18 protein-coding genes and 1 CRISPR repeat array are annotated in these 18,895 nt (G+C 50.6%); of the genes, 8 read left to right on the forward strand and 10 right to left on the reverse strand.

Translation table 11 applies throughout. The annotated features are described in order from the left end of the window. Positions 1-38 precede the first annotated feature (38 nt). Positions 39-695: a metallophosphoesterase gene (locus tag ACZ5TN_RS03480; protein WP_464917166.1), complete on the forward strand. Its 657-nt coding sequence runs from the start codon at positions 39-41 to the stop codon at positions 693-695. On the opposite strand, the gene ACZ5TN_RS03485 is transcribed toward ACZ5TN_RS03480, so the two are convergent. The 3 genes from ACZ5TN_RS03485 to proS form a co-directional block, all read right to left on the reverse strand. After that, the gene (locus ACZ5TN_RS03485; RefSeq protein ID WP_011249503.1) at positions 692-1,861 is read right to left on the reverse strand and encodes a pyridoxal phosphate-dependent aminotransferase; all 1,170 of its coding nucleotides are present in this window, start codon (positions 1,859-1,861) and stop codon (positions 692-694) included. The genes ACZ5TN_RS03480 and ACZ5TN_RS03485 overlap by 4 nt on opposite strands. 176 nt (positions 1,862-2,037) lie before the next feature. Continuing rightward, positions 2,038-3,897: direct repeats of the CRISPR family, unit length 30 nt; unit sequence GTTTCAATTCTCTTAGAGTCTTATTGCAAC. Positions 3,898-4,355: 458 nt separating this feature from the next. Beyond that, on the reverse strand, positions 4,356-5,966 hold the full coding sequence (locus tag ACZ5TN_RS03490; RefSeq protein WP_464917167.1) for a carbamoyltransferase family protein: 1,611 nt from the start codon (positions 5,964-5,966) through the stop codon (positions 4,356-4,358). Between the two features lie 62 nt (positions 5,967-6,028). Next, a complete protein-coding gene (gene proS / locus ACZ5TN_RS03495) occupies positions 6,029-7,474 on the reverse strand; it encodes a proline--tRNA ligase (protein WP_464917492.1) in 1,446 nt (481 codons plus the stop codon). A gap of 100 nt (positions 7,475-7,574) precedes the next feature. Here proS and ACZ5TN_RS03500 point away from each other — a divergent pair, with 100 nt between their 5' ends. The 5 genes from ACZ5TN_RS03500 (at position 7,575) to ACZ5TN_RS03520 (ending at position 11,368) form a co-directional block, all read left to right on the forward strand. Next, complete coding sequence (locus tag ACZ5TN_RS03500) at positions 7,575-8,576, forward strand: 2-hydroxyacid dehydrogenase (RefSeq protein ID WP_464917168.1); 1,002 nt, start codon at positions 7,575-7,577, stop codon at positions 8,574-8,576. 9 nt (positions 8,577-8,585) lie between these two features. After that, positions 8,586-9,044 carry a hypothetical protein gene (locus ACZ5TN_RS03505; RefSeq protein ID WP_464917169.1) on the forward strand — a complete coding sequence of 153 codons (459 nt, stop codon included), beginning with the start codon at positions 8,586-8,588 and terminating at the stop codon, positions 9,042-9,044. 60 nt (positions 9,045-9,104) lie between these two features. Then, positions 9,105-10,379, forward strand: a complete 1,275-nt coding sequence (gene tiaS / locus ACZ5TN_RS03510; protein ID WP_464917170.1) for a tRNA(Ile2) 2-agmatinylcytidine synthetase TiaS — start codon at positions 9,105-9,107, stop codon at positions 10,377-10,379. Between the two features lie 18 nt (positions 10,380-10,397). Continuing rightward, positions 10,398-10,994 carry a tRNA (pseudouridine(54)-N(1))-methyltransferase TrmY gene (trmY, locus tag ACZ5TN_RS03515; RefSeq protein WP_054839666.1) on the forward strand — a complete coding sequence of 199 codons (597 nt, stop codon included), beginning with the start codon at positions 10,398-10,400 and terminating at the stop codon, positions 10,992-10,994. Positions 10,995-11,074: 80 nt separating this feature from the next. Further along, positions 11,075-11,368: a hypothetical protein gene (locus ACZ5TN_RS03520; RefSeq protein ID WP_011249510.1), complete on the forward strand. Its 294-nt coding sequence runs from the start codon at positions 11,075-11,077 to the stop codon at positions 11,366-11,368. On the opposite strand, the gene mtnA is transcribed toward ACZ5TN_RS03520, so the two are convergent. Beyond that, the gene (mtnA, locus tag ACZ5TN_RS03525) at positions 11,308-12,378 is read right to left on the reverse strand and encodes an S-methyl-5-thioribose-1-phosphate isomerase (protein ID WP_464917171.1); all 1,071 of its coding nucleotides are present in this window, start codon (positions 12,376-12,378) and stop codon (positions 11,308-11,310) included. The two genes, ACZ5TN_RS03520 and mtnA, sit on opposite strands and share 61 nt — an antisense overlap. Positions 12,379-12,433: 55 nt before the next feature. Between mtnA and ACZ5TN_RS03530 the strand changes: the two genes are divergently transcribed. Next, positions 12,434-12,976 carry an NTPase gene (locus ACZ5TN_RS03530; protein WP_464917493.1) on the forward strand — a complete coding sequence of 181 codons (543 nt, stop codon included), beginning with the start codon at positions 12,434-12,436 and terminating at the stop codon, positions 12,974-12,976. On the opposite strand, the gene ACZ5TN_RS03535 is transcribed toward ACZ5TN_RS03530, so the two are convergent. The 3 genes from ACZ5TN_RS03535 to albA all read right to left on the reverse strand — a co-directional run bounded on the left by ACZ5TN_RS03535 (position 12,966) and on the right by albA (position 14,455). Continuing rightward, positions 12,966-13,499: a CBS domain-containing protein gene (locus ACZ5TN_RS03535; protein WP_464917172.1), complete on the reverse strand. Its 534-nt coding sequence runs from the start codon at positions 13,497-13,499 to the stop codon at positions 12,966-12,968. The genes ACZ5TN_RS03530 and ACZ5TN_RS03535 overlap by 11 nt on opposite strands. A 35-nt stretch (positions 13,500-13,534) precedes the next feature. Then, positions 13,535-14,092: an ArsR/SmtB family transcription factor gene (locus tag ACZ5TN_RS03540; RefSeq protein ID WP_332370037.1), complete on the reverse strand. Its 558-nt coding sequence runs from the start codon at positions 14,090-14,092 to the stop codon at positions 13,535-13,537. 87 nt (positions 14,093-14,179) lie between these two features. Then, complete coding sequence (gene albA / locus ACZ5TN_RS03545; RefSeq protein WP_011249515.1) at positions 14,180-14,455, reverse strand: DNA-binding protein Alba; 276 nt, start codon at positions 14,453-14,455, stop codon at positions 14,180-14,182. A gap of 196 nt (positions 14,456-14,651) precedes the next feature. Here albA and purB point away from each other — a divergent pair, with 196 nt between their 5' ends. Beyond that, positions 14,652-16,016 carry an adenylosuccinate lyase gene (gene purB / locus ACZ5TN_RS03550; RefSeq protein WP_464917173.1) on the forward strand — a complete coding sequence of 455 codons (1,365 nt, stop codon included), beginning with the start codon at positions 14,652-14,654 and terminating at the stop codon, positions 16,014-16,016. Between the two features lie 424 nt (positions 16,017-16,440). Here the strand turns inward: purB and ACZ5TN_RS03555 are convergent, their stop codons facing one another. The 3 genes from ACZ5TN_RS03555 to ACZ5TN_RS03565 all read right to left on the reverse strand — a co-directional run bounded on the left by ACZ5TN_RS03555 (position 16,441) and on the right by ACZ5TN_RS03565 (position 18,890). Further along, positions 16,441-16,800 carry a hypothetical protein gene (locus ACZ5TN_RS03555; RefSeq protein WP_054839669.1) on the reverse strand — a complete coding sequence of 120 codons (360 nt, stop codon included), beginning with the start codon at positions 16,798-16,800 and terminating at the stop codon, positions 16,441-16,443. Next, the gene (locus tag ACZ5TN_RS03560; protein ID WP_464917174.1) at positions 16,797-17,522 is read right to left on the reverse strand and encodes a hypothetical protein; all 726 of its coding nucleotides are present in this window, start codon (positions 17,520-17,522) and stop codon (positions 16,797-16,799) included. Before ACZ5TN_RS03560 ends, ACZ5TN_RS03555 begins: the two co-directional genes overlap by 4 nt. A 1,026-nt stretch (positions 17,523-18,548) precedes the next feature. After that, a complete protein-coding gene (locus tag ACZ5TN_RS03565) occupies positions 18,549-18,890 on the reverse strand; it encodes a DUF134 domain-containing protein (protein WP_011249517.1) in 342 nt (113 codons plus the stop codon). Positions 18,891-18,895: the final 5 nt, after the last annotated feature.

Genomic DNA, 18,895 nt, shown 5'->3' on the forward strand with positions numbered 1-18,895 from the left:
CTTAAGGGCAAACGCTGAATTCCCTCGGAGGTGACAGAATGAGAATAGTAGCGGTCACTGACATTCACGGAAAGCTCGAAAAGGTGAAGAGGCTCGCGGGGGTTCTCGAGGAAGAAAGGCCAGACCTTATCCTCATAGCCGGGGACATAACGAACTTCAGCGGAGCGGAAGTTGCCAGAACAGTCCTTGAGCCGCTCATGGCTCTCGACGTTCCCATCTTGGCCGTCCACGGAAACTGCGACGGCAGGGATGTTCCAGAACTGCTGGAGGAACTCGGGATATCACTCCACAACAAGAGAAAGGAAGTGAACGGCACCGGCTTTGTAGGAGTAGGCGGCTCGAACATAACACCCTTCAACACCATCTGGGAGCTCACGGAGGACGAGATAATGGAAATCTTGAGGAAGAATTACAGGCCAGGGGACATAATCCTCTCCCACGCTCCTCCGAAGGACACTAAAGCTGACAGAGTCCACTCAGGCCTCCACGTCGGGAGCACAGCTCTCAGGGAATTCATAGAGAAGAACCAGCCGCCGCTCGTTGTTACGGGGCATATCCACGAGGCGAGAAGCGTTGACGAGCTTGGAGAAACGATAATAGTGAACCCCGGCCCGCTCTTCAGGGGGTATTATGCTGTTATAGACTGGGACGAAAAGGAAAAAGTTGTGAAAAACATTGAGCTAAGGGAGCTTTAAACGAGCTTTTTCTCCTTCAGGACTTTTTCCATCCTGTCCATCGCTTCTTCAAGCTTCTCGTAGGCCGTGGCGTAGCTTATCCTGATGTAGCCTTCTCCGGCTTTCCCGAAGGCAGAGCCGGGAACCACTGCAACCCTGGCCTCCTTGAGCATAAGCTCGCTGAACTGGTGATCTGTGAGACCTGTATCCCTGATGCGCGGGAAGATGTAGAACGCTCCCTTCGGTTTTACAGTCGGAAGGCCCATCTCATTTAAGCGCTTCCAGACGAGGTTCCTCCTCCTGTCGTACTCCTTCCTCATCTCCTCCACGGCCTTCCAGCTCCTCGGGTCTTCAAGGGCCTTAGCGGCCGCGTACTGGGCGAAGGTGACCGGACAGGTGGAGTTGTACATCTGGAAGCGCGTCATCTTCTCGATTACCCAAGCTGGAGCGGCGACGAAGCCGAGCCGCCAGCCGGTCATGGCGAATGTCTTGGAGAAGCCGTTTACCGTGATGGTTCTCTCGAACATGCCGTCGAGCGAAGCGATGCTGTGGTTCTTGACACCATCGTAGACGAAGTGCTCGTAAACTTCATCGCTAATTACCATAAGGTCGTGCTCAACGGCGAAGTCGGCTATCTCCTCGATGTCCTTCTTGGTCAGAACGGAGCCGGTCGGGTTGCTGGGGGTGTTTATGATGAGCGCCCTCGTTTTGTCGGTGACGTGCTTCTCAAGGTCGTCAACTGAAAGCCTGAACTCGTTTTCCTCGTAGGTTGGAACCTCAACGGGCTTTCCTCCTGCCAGAATGACCGCAGGGGCGTAGCTCACGAACATTGGAGAGGGAATGAGGACTTCCTCACCATCCTTAAGAAACGTTGCCAGACCCATGAGGAACGCCTGGTTGGCTCCGGTTAGGATCATAACTTCAGTTTTTGGATCGGCCTCTATGCCGTTCTGCTCCTTGAGTTTTTTGGCAACGGCCTCCCTTAGCATTGGAAGGCCCGCGTTCGGACCGTAGTGGGTATACCCTTTGTCGAGGGCCTCTTTTGCGTATCCTTTGATATGCTCAGGGGTGTCAAAATCGGGCTCACCGATGCCGAGTGAGATAACATCCTGCATCCCAGCGGCGAGGTCGAAAAGCTTCCTAATCTCAGAAGGGTTAACGAGGTCAAGCCTGTCGCTCAGCGCCATTACCATCACCGCTCTCCCTTCTCAGCGATGTTTATAACGTTACCTCAATGAAAAAATAGACATCAAAGTATTAAAATGCTCATTAAAATTCAAGAACACCCACATCCTTTGAGCGGTTTGGTCTCAATTCGCAACTAAAACTCACAACTAAATAGTATTTAGTTGGGATCTGGTTCATTTTAATTCTCCTAAAGTCTTATTGCAACAAGCCAGGTCGAGAGCCTCGAAGTTGACGCGGCCAAGTTTCAATTCTCTTAGAGTCTTATTGCAACGGTGAGAAAATCGTAAAGGCGTTCAGAGAGCCGGCTCTATTTCAATTCTCTTAGAGTCTTATTGCAACAAACTTTCCACACCTTGACTTTCACGTCGACGTCGGTATTTCAATTCTCTTAGAGTCTTATTGCAACTCCTCGTCGAGGAAGCCCATGCCAATGGCTCTGCGGAATTTCAATTCTCTTAGAGTCTTATTGCAACGCGCTGGAAGGCCCTCCAGAAAATTGCAGAAATCCTATTTCAATTCTCTTAGAGTCTTATTGCAACTTTGAAGTCTTCAGGAAAGAGGGCATTCATGGAAAACTGTTTCAATTCTCTTAGAGTCTTATTGCAACATGGCCTGGTTCACCTGAACGTCATAGGTCGCGACCGTTTCAATTCTCTTAGAGTCTTATTGCAACCAAAGAAAAGCTCGCTAAGTTCAACTCCACCGTCCTAGTTTCAATTCTCTTAGAGTCTTATTGCAACTTCATCCTAGCGAAGCTCGGCATCGTCGGTTACGTCTTCGTTTCAATTCTCTTAGAGTCTTATTGCAACGCGTAGCATAGTTGGGTAGTGCGGCCGCCTCGTGAGGTTTCAATTCTCTTAGAGTCTTATTGCAACGACGTGGGGACAGCCATTAAAGAACTGGGCGAAGACCGTTTCAATTCTCTTAGAGTCTTATTGCAACCCTCTCCTTGATAACATCCAGCACGGCGCGCGTGGAGTTTCAATTCTCTTAGAGTCTTATTGCAACGTTAGAGATCAAAAGAAGGTCAAGGCGGGTGGTTCTCCCGTTTCAATTCTCTTAGAGTCTTATTGCAACTTCGTGCTTGAGTTCCTCCCGCCCGACGTGGAGAAGTACAGTTTCAATTCTCTTAGAGTCTTATTGCAACATGAGGATTTTGCGCAACCCCCGACACAACCCACCCCAATGTTTCAATTCTCTTAGAGTCTTATTGCAACACCCGCTCAACGAGGAAGAGCTTTTCCAGGCGGCCTTTCGTGTTTCAATTCTCTTAGAGTCTTATTGCAACTCGCTTGAAAAAGCCCTGCGTAACGCGGTGCTTAAAATGCGTTTCAATTCTCTTAGAGTCTTATTGCAACATCAAACCCCTTCTTGGGCGGCACACCCCTCAGTTTTCGTTTCAATTCTCTTAGAGTCTTATTGCAACCTCGATCTTATGGTAAAACGAGCTGACCTTTGACTCAGTTTCAATTCTCTTAGAGTCTTATTGCAACCTCTCGACTTCGCTAGGGGGGCCTTTCAGGCGGAATACAACAGTTTCAATTCTCTTAGAGTCTTATTGCAACAAGAAGGGACAGAGGATTATTAAGACATTCTACAACCGTTTCAATTCTCTTAGAGTCTTATTGCAACCGCGCTCCCCATACCCGTCGCCGCATCGTACTCGAATGTTTCAATTCTCTTAGAGTCTTATTGCAACCGTAGGTGCTTATCCACCATCTTGAGCCTCGGGACGGGTTTCAATTCTCTTAGAGTCTTATTGCAACCACGGCGTCCATAAGCATGCCCGCTACGGAGAGCCATGTTTCAATTCTCTTAGAGTCTTATTGCAACGTCAAGAAGGGCAAGGATGAGAAGTGGGCGCTCAACGTTTCAATTCTCTTAGAGTCTTATTGCAACCTTCTTGCTCGAAGGCCTCATCAGCGATGGGCTTGACGAGTTTCAATTCTCTTAGAGTCTTATTGCAACTTCTTCAGGGTTCCCATCAAGTCTGCAAACTCTTTCGGTTTCAATTCTCTTAGAGTCTTATTGCAACAGGGCGGTTTTTTCCTCCTTTCGCCCTACAAACTACTAAGAACGCTCCAATCTTATAAGCTTTTCCGCAAAGGGTACTTTGAAAAGCCCTCAAAAGCCCCCAATCTAGGAGTTGTGGGCGGATTTTTCAAGCAGAAAAGGTTTCTCCTCCTTCCGTTGAAAGCATGCACAACAATGTTCAGAAGACCTCCCGGGCATTTTAAGGGCATTAAACTCGAATTATTCCACTCTAACGCCTTCTTACGATAAAACACTCAATTGCCATTGGGATAATATATAAAAGGACTTCTCAAGTATCATCGTTCAAAACTTCGAAAAAATTTCGTCATATAAATCGGGATAAAATGTAACTTTTTGTTTGATAATAACCAAACGTTACTAAAGACTTTCCAACCTTCGACACAGGCCTATTTTCAATAAAAACCCACGAAAAAGGAGAACGATCAAAAACAAAGCTTCTCAGCGTGATACGACGAATTTGCCGATGACGAGGACGTCAAGCTTGGCCTCTCTAAACGTCTTCACAGCATCGGCAGGCGAGCAGACTATCGGCTCCCCGTGCATGTTGAAGCTCGTGTTGAGCACCGCACCGATTCCCGCTTTTTTATGGAATTCAGCAATTGTTGAATAGTACAATTCGTTGATTTCTTTCCTTACAGCCTGCGGCCTCGTGGTTCCATCAACGTGGATGACGGCAGGAGCCGCTTTTCTAAACTCCTCGCTCGCGGTGTAGCTCATCGTCATGAACTCGTTGGGCCTTCCGTTCAGGTCTTCGAGATATTCCTCTGCCTTCTCCCAGAGCATTGAAGGCGCGAATGGCTGGAAGACGTCCCTCTTCAGGGCGACGTTAAGCTTTTCCTTCACGCTTTCATCCCTCGGGTCCGCTAAGATTGAGCGGTTGCCCAAAGCCCTCGGGCCGTACTCCATCCTCCCCTGGAAAAGTCCGACGAGCTTGCCATCAAAGAGGGCATCGGCGACGAAACCCGGGACGTCGCTTATCTCCTCGTATTGGACGCCTTCTTCCCCGAGGGTGTTCTTGATGTCTTCATCAGAGTACTCAGGCCCGAGATAGACGTGCTTCAGCCTGAACGGCCTCCACTTTCCATCGAGCCTCTCCAGTTGGGCCTTGACGAAAATAGCAGCCCCAAAGGCCAGGCCGCCGTCGTCCATAGCTGGAAAGACCCAGATGTTTTCGTCTCCAAAAACGTGCCTTAAAACAGCGTTGGCCTTGACGTTCTGAGCAACTCCTCCAGCGTAGGCCACCGGAAGGGAGTAGCCTTTGAGCCTGAGGCCGAGCTCCTCAACGAGCTTCTCAAGGTGAGCCTGGGCGCTGGCCGCTATTTCTATTGCCTTCTTCTGGAGCTTGCCGTCGAGCTTCCCGCGCTTCATCTGCATCGCTATCTCCTTCGCGTGCTTCAGCGGGTACTTGAACAGCTCCGCGAGCCTTCTCGTCGCCTCGATGCCAACAACCTTGAGGTGGTTCTCAAAGGTTAGGCCGTTGAGCTCGATTATTGAGCTTAGATCGTAGGTGGGCTTCCCGTAGGCCGCTAGGCTCATCACCTTACCCTCGTGCCTCATCGGCTTAAATCCGAGCAGTTCAGTGACGGATGCATAGAAGTCGCCGAGTGAGTCGAGATACGTGCTCTGGGCTATCCTTATCATCTCGCCGTCTCTCGCGACGTAAATTGAAGAGCTCAACCCGTCGCCAGCCGCGTCTATGCTCAGGGCCACCGCGTCTCTCCAGCCGGAAGTGTAGTAAGCCGAGGCAGAGTGAGCTAGATGGTGCTCGACGAAGAGGACTTTCCTCTTGAAGTCTTTACCAAAGATTGCCTTCAGGTTCTCCTCAAGCTCAATTAAGCGGCTCTGCTTCCGGAATATTCCGGCAACGGCTATTACCTCAACGTCTCCTGGACTGGCGCCGGCTATCTCAAGGACTTTCCTAATACTAAGCTCTGGAAAACCGCGGTACTTTTTAACGCGGTTCAGCCTCTCCTCGTTCACCGCGAATATTCTCTCGCCGTCTATTAGGACAGCTCCAGCGTCGTGGCCGTCGTGGACTCCGAGTATCATTCCTTCCACCGTGAAAAATTTTGAAACGAAATAATATTATCGTGATTCAAAAATGAGAGAAGTCAGTAAGTCCTCGCGAACCTTGCGATGAACTTAGCTTCCCTGCCGCAGACCGGGCACTTCTTGCCCTCTGGAGCCTTCGCCTTCTCCTCGGGATACGGGATTCCGAGCATCTTGGCGTCGAGCTCTTCCTCCATCTTGAGGCCGCACTCCTCCTCACCACACCAGGGGATCTCAACTATTCCGCGCCTGTCCTCGAAGACAGCTTTTGCCTCCTCGATCGTGTCAACGCGCTTGATGTGGCTCTCAAGGAACTCCTTGGCCCTCTGATAGAGGTTCTCATGGATTGCATCGAGGGTCTTCCTGACCTCCTCGACAATGTTTTCCCTCTCAACGGTTATCTTTTCGAGGGTGTCTCTTCTAGCTAAGACAGCCTTCTTTCCTTCCACGTCCCTCGGGCCGACCTCTATCCTGAGCGGAACGCCCTTGAGCTCCCAGTTGTAGTACTTCCTTCCGGGCCTTATGTCGCGCTCGTCAACGTGAACCCTGATTCCGGCCGTTCTGAGCTCCTCGGCTATCTCACGAGCATAGGCGAAAACGTCAGCCTCGCTGTCCTTCTTGGGTATCGGGACGATGACGACCTGTATCGGCGCTATCGTCGGCGGAAGCACCAGTCCCCTGTCGTCGCCGTGGATCGCTATGACAGCAGCCAGCAGCCTCTCGCTCATTCCAAAGGTTGTCTGGTGGACGTACTCGTGGTCACCCGTCTCGGTCTCGTACTGGATGTTGTAGGCCTTTGCGAAGTTCTGCCGGTAGTTGTGCATCGTGCCTATCTGGAGCGTCCTTCCGTCGGGCATCATGACCTCGGCGCCGAGGGAGTAATAAGCCCCAGGGAACTTGTCCCACTCCGGGCGCTTTGAGATTATGTACGGGAGCGCGAGGAACTTCGCGAGGTTGTCAAATATCTCAAGGTCTTCCTTTATCTGCCTTTCAGCATCCTCGTAGCTGTCGTGGGCGGTGTGGGCCTCGAAGAACCTGCTGATCTCCCTAACCCTGATGAGCGGCCTCGTGTGCTTGGTCTCGTAGCGGTAGACGTTGACGATCTGATATATCTTGAACGGTAAATCAGCGTGAGACCTTATCCAGAGTGAGAACATCGAGTACATGGCAGTCTCGCTCGTTGGACGGAGAATGAGCCTTACATCGAGAGGATCTAGGCCAGCGTGGGTCACCCAGTAGACTTCTCCCTCAAAGCCCTTTATGTGCTCTGCCTCCTTCTGGAACTCGGTTTCAGGAATGAGCGCAGGGAAGAGAACTTCATCGTGGCCCGTTCTCTCCATCTCGGCGTGTATGAAGCGCTCTATGTTGCGCATGATCTTGAGGCCGTAGGGGAGCCAGACGTTCATTCCCTTGACCGGGTAGCGCTTGTCCTGGATTCCAGCAGTTTCAATCAGCTCGTTGTACCACTCGCTGAAGTTCTCGCTCCACTTCTTCCTCTCAACCGCCATCTCAACCACCTAAACGTGAGAGTGCCGTTTTATTTTTAAGTTTTCCCAGTTGCCAAAAACCTTATTAGGTTCGTTTCGATGTATATCTTAAGGTGATATCATGAGGCCAAAGGTTCTCGTTACCTTTAAGATGAAGAGCAAGCCCGTCGAGGAGCTGAAGAAGTATGCCGACGTTGATTTTCTGCTATATCCAAGCGTTGAAGAGCTGGCGGAAAAGATCAAGGACTACGACGGGCTTATTGTCTCTCCTCTGAACAGGGTTCCGAGAGAGGTGATTGAGAGAGCCGAGCGGCTCAAGGTCATAAGCTGTCATTCAGCAGGTTACGACCACGTTGACGTGGAAGCTGCCACCGAGAGGGGAATTTACGTTACCAAAGTTTCAGGGGTTCTGAGCGAGGCTGTGGCAGAGTTCGCCGTCGGCCTGACGATAGCCCTTCTCAGGAAGTTCGTCTACACCGACAAGCTAATCAGGAAGGGTGAGTGGGACAGCCACGCCAAGATTTGGAGCACCTTCAAGGACATCGAGACCGTCTACGGTAAGAAGGTCGGAATCCTCGGCATGGGTGCCATCGGAAAGGCCATAGCGAGGAGAATGAGGGCGATGGGAACCGAGATACTCTACTGGTCGCGCTCAAGAAAGGAAGACATCGAAGCTGAGGTCGGGGCGAAGTACCTCCCGCTCGACGAAGTCATGAAGGAGAGCGACATCGTTATCTTAGCCCTTCCCGCAACTCCAGAAACCTACCACATCATCAACGAAGAGCGCTTAAAGCTCCTTGAGGGCAAGTACCTCGTCAACATAGGCAGGGGGACCCTCGTGGACGAGGAAGCCGTCGTTAAGGCCATTGAAGATGGCAGGCTGAAGGGCTACGCGACGGATGTCTTTGAGAAGGAGCCTGTAACGGAACACCCGCTCTTCAGGTACGAGTGGGAGACCGTCTTAACCCCGCACCACGCGGGCCTTTCGAAGGAAGCTATGGAAGACATGGGCTTTCAGGCGGTAAGGAACCTCCTCGCCGTCCTTAGAGGAGAGATACCGAAAGATCTCGTGAACCGGGAAGTCGTGAAGGTTCGCCCGCCGGAAGAAGTTAAGATGCTGTGAGGTGGGAGCATGTGGCGGGAAGAGATTAAGAAACTCCTCGAACCCTACGGTCTTCCAGTTAATACGGAAAGGGGAGTGTACATCGAACTGATTGACGACGAAGGAGAAGTCTACGACCGGCTGGCATTCTACGTCGAGAACCCCGAGGAAGAGTGGCCCCTTGTAAAGGCCCTCGTCGAGGCGATAGCGGACTTAACCGACCACGACATTCCGGGGAGGAATGTTTTTGCTTTCGGATTTAGACCCGATTTCGGTGGAATTGTGATCAAGCTGTCCTTCTTTGATGCTGAAGCTGGCAAGGGGGCCGTCATTGGAGAAGTTCCCGGGAGGGTCTTGGAGATAGCCGAGAAGAACGCCATCCCGATATCGCGGGCAGGGGGAGATGGCATTGGCCTTCCAAGAGAATACACAGGGGAGGACTTTGAGGCCCTCGTCAAGCTCGTGGAGGCGGTAACCTTTGAGTGGTGACGAACTTTAAAACTCATCGCAAGCGGTTGATTTTTAAACTCCCTCACTATCCCCCCTCCGATGATAATCCACATTGGAATTGACGATACGGACTCTCCAAATGGTATGTGCACCACTTATCTCGGTGCCATCCTCTACCGCGAGCTCTCAAGGTTAGCCGAGCCCTTGGACCTGCCCAGGCTGATCCGCCTGAACCCGAACATCCCCTACAAGACGCGCGGAAACGGCGCAGTCGCAATGACCTTCGAGGCCGATGAAGACGTTATCCCCGAAATCAAGGACACGGTTCTTTTCTACGTCTCACAGCTGGCGGATTTTGAACACGAGAACACAAACCCCGGCGTTGTCTTCCTTGAGGGGGAAGTTCCTAACGAGCTGAGAAAGTTCTCGCTGAGAGCACTGAGGGAGCACGTGACCATAGGGGAAGCCGAGGAAGTTGCGAGAAAAGTTGGGGCCGAATATTTCAAGTTCAAGCTCGGGAGGGGAGTAATCGGGTCCCTCGCGGCAATTGGCTACCCCCTGGAGAGGTTTACCTATGAGCTTCTGGCCTACCGGGAGCGGGAGTACTGGGGGACGCCGAGAAGGGTAAACGAGGAGAGCGTCTTTCTGGCGGATAAATGGGCCTATCCCTTCAGCTACGACAACGTGGACCCCTACAAACGTGTTGTTCTGATAACACCCCACGGAAAAGACCCTGTCCTTGTGGGAATCCGCGGGATTGACAAGGGCAAAGTTCTCCAGGTCTTTGAAATGGTGGAGTTCGAGGAGCCAGTGGCTTTCTACCAGCTCTACAAGACGAACCAGAACACCGACGACCACCTCACTCCCAAGAAGATCGGCGAGCTAAAGCTCTACGACAGCGCGGTCGTTAGGGGATGGGTTGCTTCGCCATACTGGGAGCGTGGAAGGCACGTGTTCTTCGAGCTTGAGGACGAGACAGGGAAGATTCGCGTGGCGGCGTTCGAGCCGACCAAGAAGTTCCGCAACTGGGTGCGCAAGCTCCTCCCCGGCGATGAAATCATAGCCGCTGGCGGCGTCAAGGAGCACGAGGGCATCCTAACCCTTAACCTCGAAAAGTTCTACCCGGTCGAGCTGGTTCCAAAGGTTGAGTACAGGAAACCAAAATGCCCGGTCTGCGGAGGGACCATGAAGAGCAAGGGCGACTACCTGAAGTGCAAGCGCTGTGGCTACAAAATGCCAAAAAAGCTAATCCCCGTTGAAGTTCCCCGCGACCTGGAGAGGAAAATCTACGAGGTTCCGCCGGATGCCAGGAAACACCTTTCAAGGCCGCTCGTCCTTCCCGGTGGGGAAGAGCGGCTGATGGAACTACTGTAAAAGACCGTGGTGGGCAAAATGAGGACGTTCATCCTCAAGGCGAACACCGCCGTGACTTCTCCGGACTTCTCGCTCAAAGACCTGCCTGGAACTGGGGGACGAATTGACCTGCTATGCAGGTTCCTCAACAGCGCCTTCCTCCTCTCGCACGGGATAAGGAAGGATGTGAGAGTCTTCATGACGCTCTACGGCAGGCCCAACCCTCCGAAGACGATTCACTTCGAGGGTCCTAAGCTGAAGGTCAGGCTCAACCCGGACGAGAGGAGCACTGCCTTAATCCTGAAGAAGGCCCTTAAGATCGGAGAAGACCTCAGGGAGCCCACGAAGGAAGTTGAGGTCTTTCCGGGTGTTTACGTCAGCAACATGACGTTTGAGGACGTCGTGAGAAGGGTCATGAAGGACTCGACGCTCTACTACCTCGTCGAGGACGGGAAGCCGATAACCGAAATCGAGTTCCCTCAGAATCCAGCCTTCGTCCTCGGAGACCATCTTGGCCTCAGCAAAGAGGATGAGCGCTTTCTGGAGGGCATAGCGGAGAAGGTCAGGATTGGAAGGAGGAGCTACCTTGCTTCTCACGTTGTTGCCTTCGTGAACATCTGGCTGGACGGGATGTGAAAAATCCTGAAATTATAACCAACCGTTCCCAACCTTCCGTTTAAGAAACCCTTTAATTCCTGCCAGCTTTTGGGCTATTGATGATCGTGAGGGGCAGAATCCTCGGGGCTGGAGTTGTTGCTCCCTTTGAGGTCAGAAAAGACGAAAGAGGGCTTTATGTTAGGGTGGAGCTTCCGGACAAACTTTTTGAGCACTCAATAGACTGCCCCTGCCTTGAACCCCTTGAGTTTCTCGGACTTCTTCTCCCGGCGCTCGAGGAGGAGCTCGGCGAGGTTAAGGGTGTTTTCGTGGAAAAAGTTGAGAAAGAAAAGCATCACTCCCTCTTGAAGAGCTTCTTGAGGTTCCTCTCGAAAGGCGGCCACACGACGCCCTGATCCGTGATTATTCCGGTCAGGTACTTGTGGGGCGTCACATCGAAGGCCGGGTTGTAGACGTCAACGTCCGGCGCTATCTTACAGCCGCCGCAGGTGAGGACTTCCTCCGGCTTGCGCTCCTCTATGGGTATCTCCTTTCCGCTCTTCAGGCTCATGTCTATCGTCGAGAGCGGCGCGACCGTGAAGAAGGGTATCCCGTGCTCCTTTGCGAGGACTGCAAGGGTGTAGGTTCCTATCTTGTTGGCGAAGTCTCCGTTGGCAACTATCCTGTCTGCACCGACTATTATGGCGTCAACCTTCCCCTGCTGCATCACGAAGCCCGCCATGTTGTCGGTTATGAGCTTGAGCGGAATACCGTCGTAGTGGTACTCCCAGGCGGAAAGCCTCGCGCCCTGAAGGACGGGCCTCGTCTCATCCACCCACAGGAGCTTGAGGGTTCCGTCCCTGTGCATGACCCTCAAAACGGCACCAACCGTTCCGAGCTGGACGGTGGCTAAGCTCCCAGCGTTGCAGTGGGTTAGGACGTTCCCCTCTGGAAGAACCTCGGCACCGTAGTGCCCCATTCTCAGGTTGGCCTCTACATCCTCGTCCGCTATCTTCTGCGCCTCGGCAACGATGAGCCTCTTTATCTCGTCGAGGGGGTCTTCGAGGTGCTCCTCAACCAGGCTCTTCACCCTGTTGAGCGCCCAGAAGAGGTTAACGGCCGTTGGGCGGGTGTTTTTGAGCCTCTCGTAGGCCCTCTCAAAGCCATCCATGAACTCCTCCTTGGTTCTGGCATTGGAGGTGTCAGCGTAGAGAGCTAAACCAAAGGCGGCAGCGGCCCCTATCGCGGGAGCACCGCGCACCTTCATGGTGATGATGGCCTCAGCCACTTCGTCAACAGTCCTTAGCTCTATCTCCCTGAACTCCCTCGGGAGGAGGGTCTGGTCTATCATGATTACCCTTCCCGGCTCGTACCTAACGCTCCTAGGAAGTCTCGTGAGTTCCTCGGGCTTGTACCTTATCTCCATGAGAACCACCCCAAAGGGTTTAAGGGAGGAACTTAAAGCTCCTTCGGTGAGTGAAATGGCCTTGAGGATATTCGTGACAGGGCCGGCTGGGGTCGGCAAGACAACGCTCGTGGAGAGAGTAGCCAGGGAAGTTGACCGCTGGGGCTACATAGTTGGTGGAGTGATAACCAGAGAAGTGCGCAGGGGAGGAAGGCGCATCGGGTTTAAGATAACTGCCCTTGACACGGGCGAGGAGGGAACCCTCGCAAGCCTAAGGGGAACCTCACACCTCCCGGGGGTTCCCTTTGGAAAGTACGTCGTCCACGTAGATGAGATAGAAAGGGTGGCCGTTCCGGCGATAAGGAGAGCGATCGTCGAAGCAGACCTGATAGTCATAGACGAGATCGGTCCGATGGAATACAAAAGCGACGAGTTCATCAGGGCAGTTGGGGAAGTCCTGAAGTCAGAGAAACCGCTCCTGGCGGTGGTTCACAGAAAGTTCATCGACAGGTTCAGACCCCTTGGAGAAGTCCATACCCTAAGCTTCGAGAACAGGAACGCGGAGTTCGGAATAATCCTGGACAGGGTAATGAAAGAGCTGAAGGGGATCAGAGGTTAAGCGAGTCCTTACAGCTCTCGCAGACCCACTTTTCGCCGCCTTCAATGTAGACTTTGTAGAGTGGACCGTACTGGCCGCAGACCTCGCAGATGCCGTAGACCTCGGTCTCCTCCTCGACTTCTTCCTCTTCCTCGCTGTTCATGCTGTTGAGCGCGGCCAGGAGGTCGGCGGCAGTAACGAAGCCTATCGGCTTCCCCACCCTCGTGACTAGGAGCCTTCTGATTCCCTTGTCCATCATCTTGTCTATGGCATCCCGGATAGTATAGTCGTCCTCTATGGTGACAGGCTTCGTGGTCATGACATCTTTGACGAGAACCTTCTTGGGATCCTTCCCCTTGGCAACGACCTTGTCGAGGATGTCGCGGTCGGTTATTATTCCAACTATCTCCTCGTTCTCATCAACGACCACAGCACTGCCCACCTTGTTGCGGGCCAGTATTCTAGCGACCTTGTGTATGGTATCGTCCGGCCTAACGAGCACTGCCTTCCTCTTGACAACCTGTCCTACGGTAATCTCTGCCATGTTACCACCTCTCAAGCGGAAATCCTCACGGTATCTTAAAAACGTTTCCGGAAACGATACTCTAAAACACCAAATACAAGAATAAACGTTAAGATTGCAATAATAACGGCAATCCAGTCGAGGGAGCTTTTGGAAGCTTCCTTGGCAGTTTTAACGGTTAGAGTCCTAACGGTTTCGGACTGTTCTTCGCTCCCTCCCATCAAAAGCTTAACCGCAAAGTACATCCCAGTAGAAGCCACGGCACTCACAGCGAGGTTTATGACGCGAAGCTTTTCCCACGTCCTATGCTTCTTCTTACCTCCCGGAAGAATCAGTATCGGCTTGCTTGAAGCCCTGTACAGCTTTACCTCCTGGAGGCGCTTTCCGTACTTCTTTCCAGCGACTTCCACGAGCCCGACTTTGAGCATGCGGTCTATGTGGTATGAGACTGTCGATATAGGAATCCCAAGCTCCCGAGAAATCTCGCTTATTGAACGGGGTCTCTCCTCTATTAACTTGAGTATCGAGAGTGCCTTCTCGTTTGAAAGTATCTGGGCAAGCTCCTTAGCGCGCTCGTCGTGAATGTCGATGACCTCGTAATCCAAAAGGTCCACCGTGGAGAATCCGAAGGGAAGGTTATAAGAATTTCCAGAGCTTCAAGAAAAACTGAAGCGTTTGAAGGAAAAGGAAAGGAATCAAATTCACGGCTTCTCAAGGATGATCTCGATGGTTGAGGTGTTGGCAGTCCTGCCGTCGGCAGTCGGGAGCTCCTCGGTACCGATCTTGATCTCCTTAACCCTGACCTCTGGGAGGAACCTGTTCCTGACGATCTCGGCGACGTCAACGGCCCTGCTGATAGCCCTACCGCGAGCCCTGATGCTGACCTCCTTGGCGCCCTCGTTGAACTGGGTTATCACAGCGAGGACGTAGTTCATAACCGGCTTCTTTCCAATGTAGACAACGTGCTCCTCAGCCATTTCTGGCACCTCCGGAAGTTTTGTCGTTAGGCTATCGCCGAGATGGGGTTAAATACTTTTCGGTCGTCTTCACCAAGCGGGAAACAAATTTGACACCTCCAAGGGGCTTTGCGAGCTTCACGAGATTAAGTTCTTACAAAATTATGGCAACATAAACATTTTAAGGCGCAAAAATTGACTTAAACGTGGTGATAAAATGGCCGTTCACCCGATTGACTACCGCTACGGGAGCGAGGAGATGAGGAGAATCTGGGACGAGGAGAACAAGTTGCAGAAGCTCCTCGACGTTGAAGCGGCGCTTGCAAGGGCGCACGCAAAGGTCGGCAACATTCCGGAAGAGAGCGCGCGCGTAATATCCGAGAGAGCGAACACGAAGTGGGTGAAGCTTGAAAGGGTCAAGGAGATTGAAGCGGAGATACACCACGACATAATGGCAGTTGTCAAGGCGTTAAGCGAGGTGTGCGGCGAGCACGGGAAGTACGTTCACCTTGGAGCGACTTCAAACGATATAATAGACACCGCAAACGCGCTCCTCATAAAGGAAAGCCTCGCGATAGTTGAGAGGGATCTGAAAGAGCTCCGCTCCGTTCTCAAGCGTCTCGCGATGGAGCACAAGTACACCGTTTGCATCGGAAGAACTCACGGTCAGCACGCGGTACCCACAACCTACGGCATGAAGTTCGCGATATGGCTGGACGAGGTACAGAGGCATATAGACAGGATCAACCAGCTCAAGGAGAGAGTTCTCGTTGGTCAGATGAGCGGCGCGGTTGGAACAATGGCCAGCTTCGGGGAGAGAGGCCTTGAAATACAGAGGTTAGTCATGGAAGACCTCGGCCTCAAGCCCGCTAGAATAACCAACCAGATAATCCAGAGGGACGTTTATGCAGAACTCATGATGGTTCTCGCCTTAATAGCCTCAACCCTCGACAAGATAGCCCTAGAAATCAGAAACCTCCAGCGGACGGAAATACTTGAGGTAAGCGAGCCCTTTGGGAAGAAGCAGGTGGGCTCGTCAACCATGCCGCACAAGAGGAACCCGATAAGGAGCGAGAAGGTGAGCGGTTTAGCCAGGGTTCTCTACTCAAACGTGATTCCCGCGTTGTTGAACAATCCTCTCTGGCATGAGAGAGACCTCACGAACTCCTCTGTCGAGCGCGTTATTCTCCCGGAGAGCTTTGTCCTCCTCGATGAGATGCTGAAGACTACGATAAAGGTGCTTTCGGGCCTTGAGTTCTTCCCCGAGAACATTAAGAGAAACCTTTACCTTACCAACAACCTCATAATGGCCGAGCCGCTGATGTTGAAGCTGACGGAGAAGGGTATGGGGAGACAGGAGGCCCACGAACTCGTTAGGCAGCTGGCCATGAAGGCGTTCCACGAAAAGAGAGACCTTCTTGAGGTCGTTAGGGAGAGCGAAGAGGCCATGAAGTACCTTACAGAGGAAGACCTTGAGTCCCTTAAGCCGGAGAACTACATCGGGCTTGCACCACAGATTGTGGACAATGTAATAGCGTTTATAGGGGAAAAAGAGAGGGAAGAAGCTTTTATGGGTCGCTAAATTCTTTTTTGAGCCTTTTAATACCTTTTTCTTTGCATGTTCTCTTATGATCATCGTCTCAATGTATCTCTCGGATTTTTCGGTGAATTGTTACGTTTTATACTCTTAAATCTAGAAATTTGTTTGCGTTTAATTTCATTTATTTAAATAAGACGCTTGTATATTTTTATTTAACTTTTTATTTTAGCTAATATCAAAGCTCTTCAAATATAATCAATAAAGACTTAGAGTTTCTAATAACTATTATTAATAGTGAAAAATGACAAATTTGTACTACACTCTGGCGTTAAATAGACAAAGACGAGCATTTAATTCCTAGAAATGGTCGAATGTCAAGAATGCTAATTATTCACTTGAGAAGCCCGCTATCACAAGACCAGTTTCTCATTACGATGAAAGGTAGTGATGACGAAACACGGGATGCTCAGCATTGGGATGTAGAATAATAAAACGCACTAAGCCTTTCTGAAAGCTGGCTGTTAATTCGCTGAATTTCAGCCTGAGTTACAACGATGGCTATGATCATACCGTTCCTTGTACGAACGGGCTTTTTTGGAAATCCCATTGATTCTAACACGCACTTTTCGAGTTTGCAGAGAGATAGAACAGGAATCACTAACTCAAGCATCTTTGTCTTCTGGTTCACCCGGATAAATGGGCGTGAGTCGTCACGGGTTATGCAAGCCTCTTCTGCCTTAACCCGCAGTATTTCTGATGCAAGCGAGATAAGTGAGGGATATTTAGCCGTGATTTCAGGCAGAATAGCGCTCCTTTCTGGCTTCATTGTAGTTCTTCCCCTATGTTTGAGAATACTTCACCGAGGTCGGTACGATACAATATATATCTTGGTCCGTCTTTCTTGCTGAGAGAGGCGAGCTTTTTCCAAGAAACGTTCTCACCGACTATCACGTAGAGATCTTTGTTGTTCGCGGTGTAGTCCCTATAGTTCACAGAATAACCCCAGACGTACTTCACTTCGATTTTCAGGTCGTTTAGAGGTAAGTATATGTCGTATCGTTTATTTCCCGAGCTCCATTCTGTCAGAGTTATAGTGTACTTTGAGAGCATTTTTGAAACGTGTGTCTTGATTAACCAGTGAGGGAGCTTTGATCTCGTGTTCTCTATTTGAAGCCAGCTAAGTTTAGGGAGCGCTTTTTCGAGCCCTTCAAAGATAGCTCCGAATAGTTCTCTAGAACGCCCAGGAGATGGTGTAAATCGAAGATTTTTAATTAGGGTTTCAACGGCAACGTCCTTTTTCCAGGAAGAGACAGTCTGCAAACTGGTTATTTTGGATCTCAGCGTTTGGCTGAGGTATAATGCTGTAGTATATGTGTCTGCGCCAGTTTCTGCCCTTGTCAACAATACTGCGGCTCTTCTGGGATTTAGGCCGTCTATGCTTAGATATCTTGAGTAATATCTCCTAAACGGTCTTAAAATGTCGTCTTTTTCCCATGGAGTCAGTTTTAGGAAGAGGTCTCTGTTTCTGATCAAATTCTTTGCTTTCATTCAATCCACCTTTACACCGTATTCGGGGTCTTTCTTAAATGTTGTTGTTCACACCACTATACAGAATTATCATATAATGTACCTTATATGACAAACTAATGAACAATAGCGAGCATAGAAAAGAGAAAAATTGGGGGATTATGCTTACATCTTGGTGGGGAATAAAGAGGGGCCCAACTCTCCACTTGTGGTGCATGTCACCCCTATCATACTGGGATTCGGATTAGTCCAGAGCTATTGCCTGTTGCCCCCCCTGTTCTATTTTTCGCAGACTCGTATTTGCGTCGTTCGAGAGCCCGCTCTTTTTTGGCCTTCTGGAAAAGGTAGTATACTCTTCGTGGTTTATGAGGATTATCTGGCCTATGGAAACCCTTAAGCCTACTTCTCATATCTTGGAAAGGGCCTAGGCAGGTACTTTTTGTGAATTCATGGCTTTCGAGTAGTTTGTGAGTGGGTCTTCTCCACTGGGAGGGGTAGTATAGGTGACTGTGGGTTCAGCTTCTATCTCTTTCCAGCTTCCTCTTCACGTTGACCCATAACCACCTTTAATTGTAACTGGAAGTTGGTTGTGTGATACTGGCTTATCTATGCAACTTTTCCTTGTTTTGAGTGCATGTTTTGAGCGGACCTGCTAATTCATTCATTGCTCCTTGTCGCTGGTAGCCCAGCCTTTTCTGCTGGCCCTCTATTGACTATAGTTTTGCCCTTTTAACAACTTGGTATCGTAAAAACTTGTGGTTTTCCACATAATTAAAACGTAATTTTATTGCCCCTTTTGTTTAAAACATATTCAAATTTCTTTGTTTTGTATTTATATCACGAGCTTTTTATATAAATTTTATGAAATTGATATTTATCAGTTCATTTACGCTATATTAAAGTAACAACTCACCCAAAAATCTGAGAGATAACTCTGCAGGGAAATTTTAGGCTGCCCTAACAAAATTCAAAAGGACTTTAGATGCCGAGAACACCTAAGAAAAGACACAAGATGCCAAATCTGGCGAATAAAAACTTGTTAAGGCTTCACTCGTCTGCTCCCCTTGGAACCTCATTTCCCCCAGGGAGAATTATAAGCTCCCTGCCCTCGACGAGCATCTGTGCAACCTTTTTCCTTGCAGATGTCAACGCCCTCCATACTGTGCCCCTTGAGACACCCATCCTCTGACCGGCCTCTTCCTGAGTTAAGCCTTCATAATCAACCAGCCTCAATGCCTCAAACTCCTCATAAGTCATGAAAATCGGGGGTTTTGGCTGAAACACTGGTGGCTGAGCAGGATAGAAATGCCTGACCTGTGGTATAAACCCTATCATCCTCATCTTTCGTCTTCTTCCCCTTCCTCTGCCCCAGCCCATACCCCTCGGCATTCCAA

Source organism: Thermococcus sp. JCM 11816 (assembly GCF_055396515.1).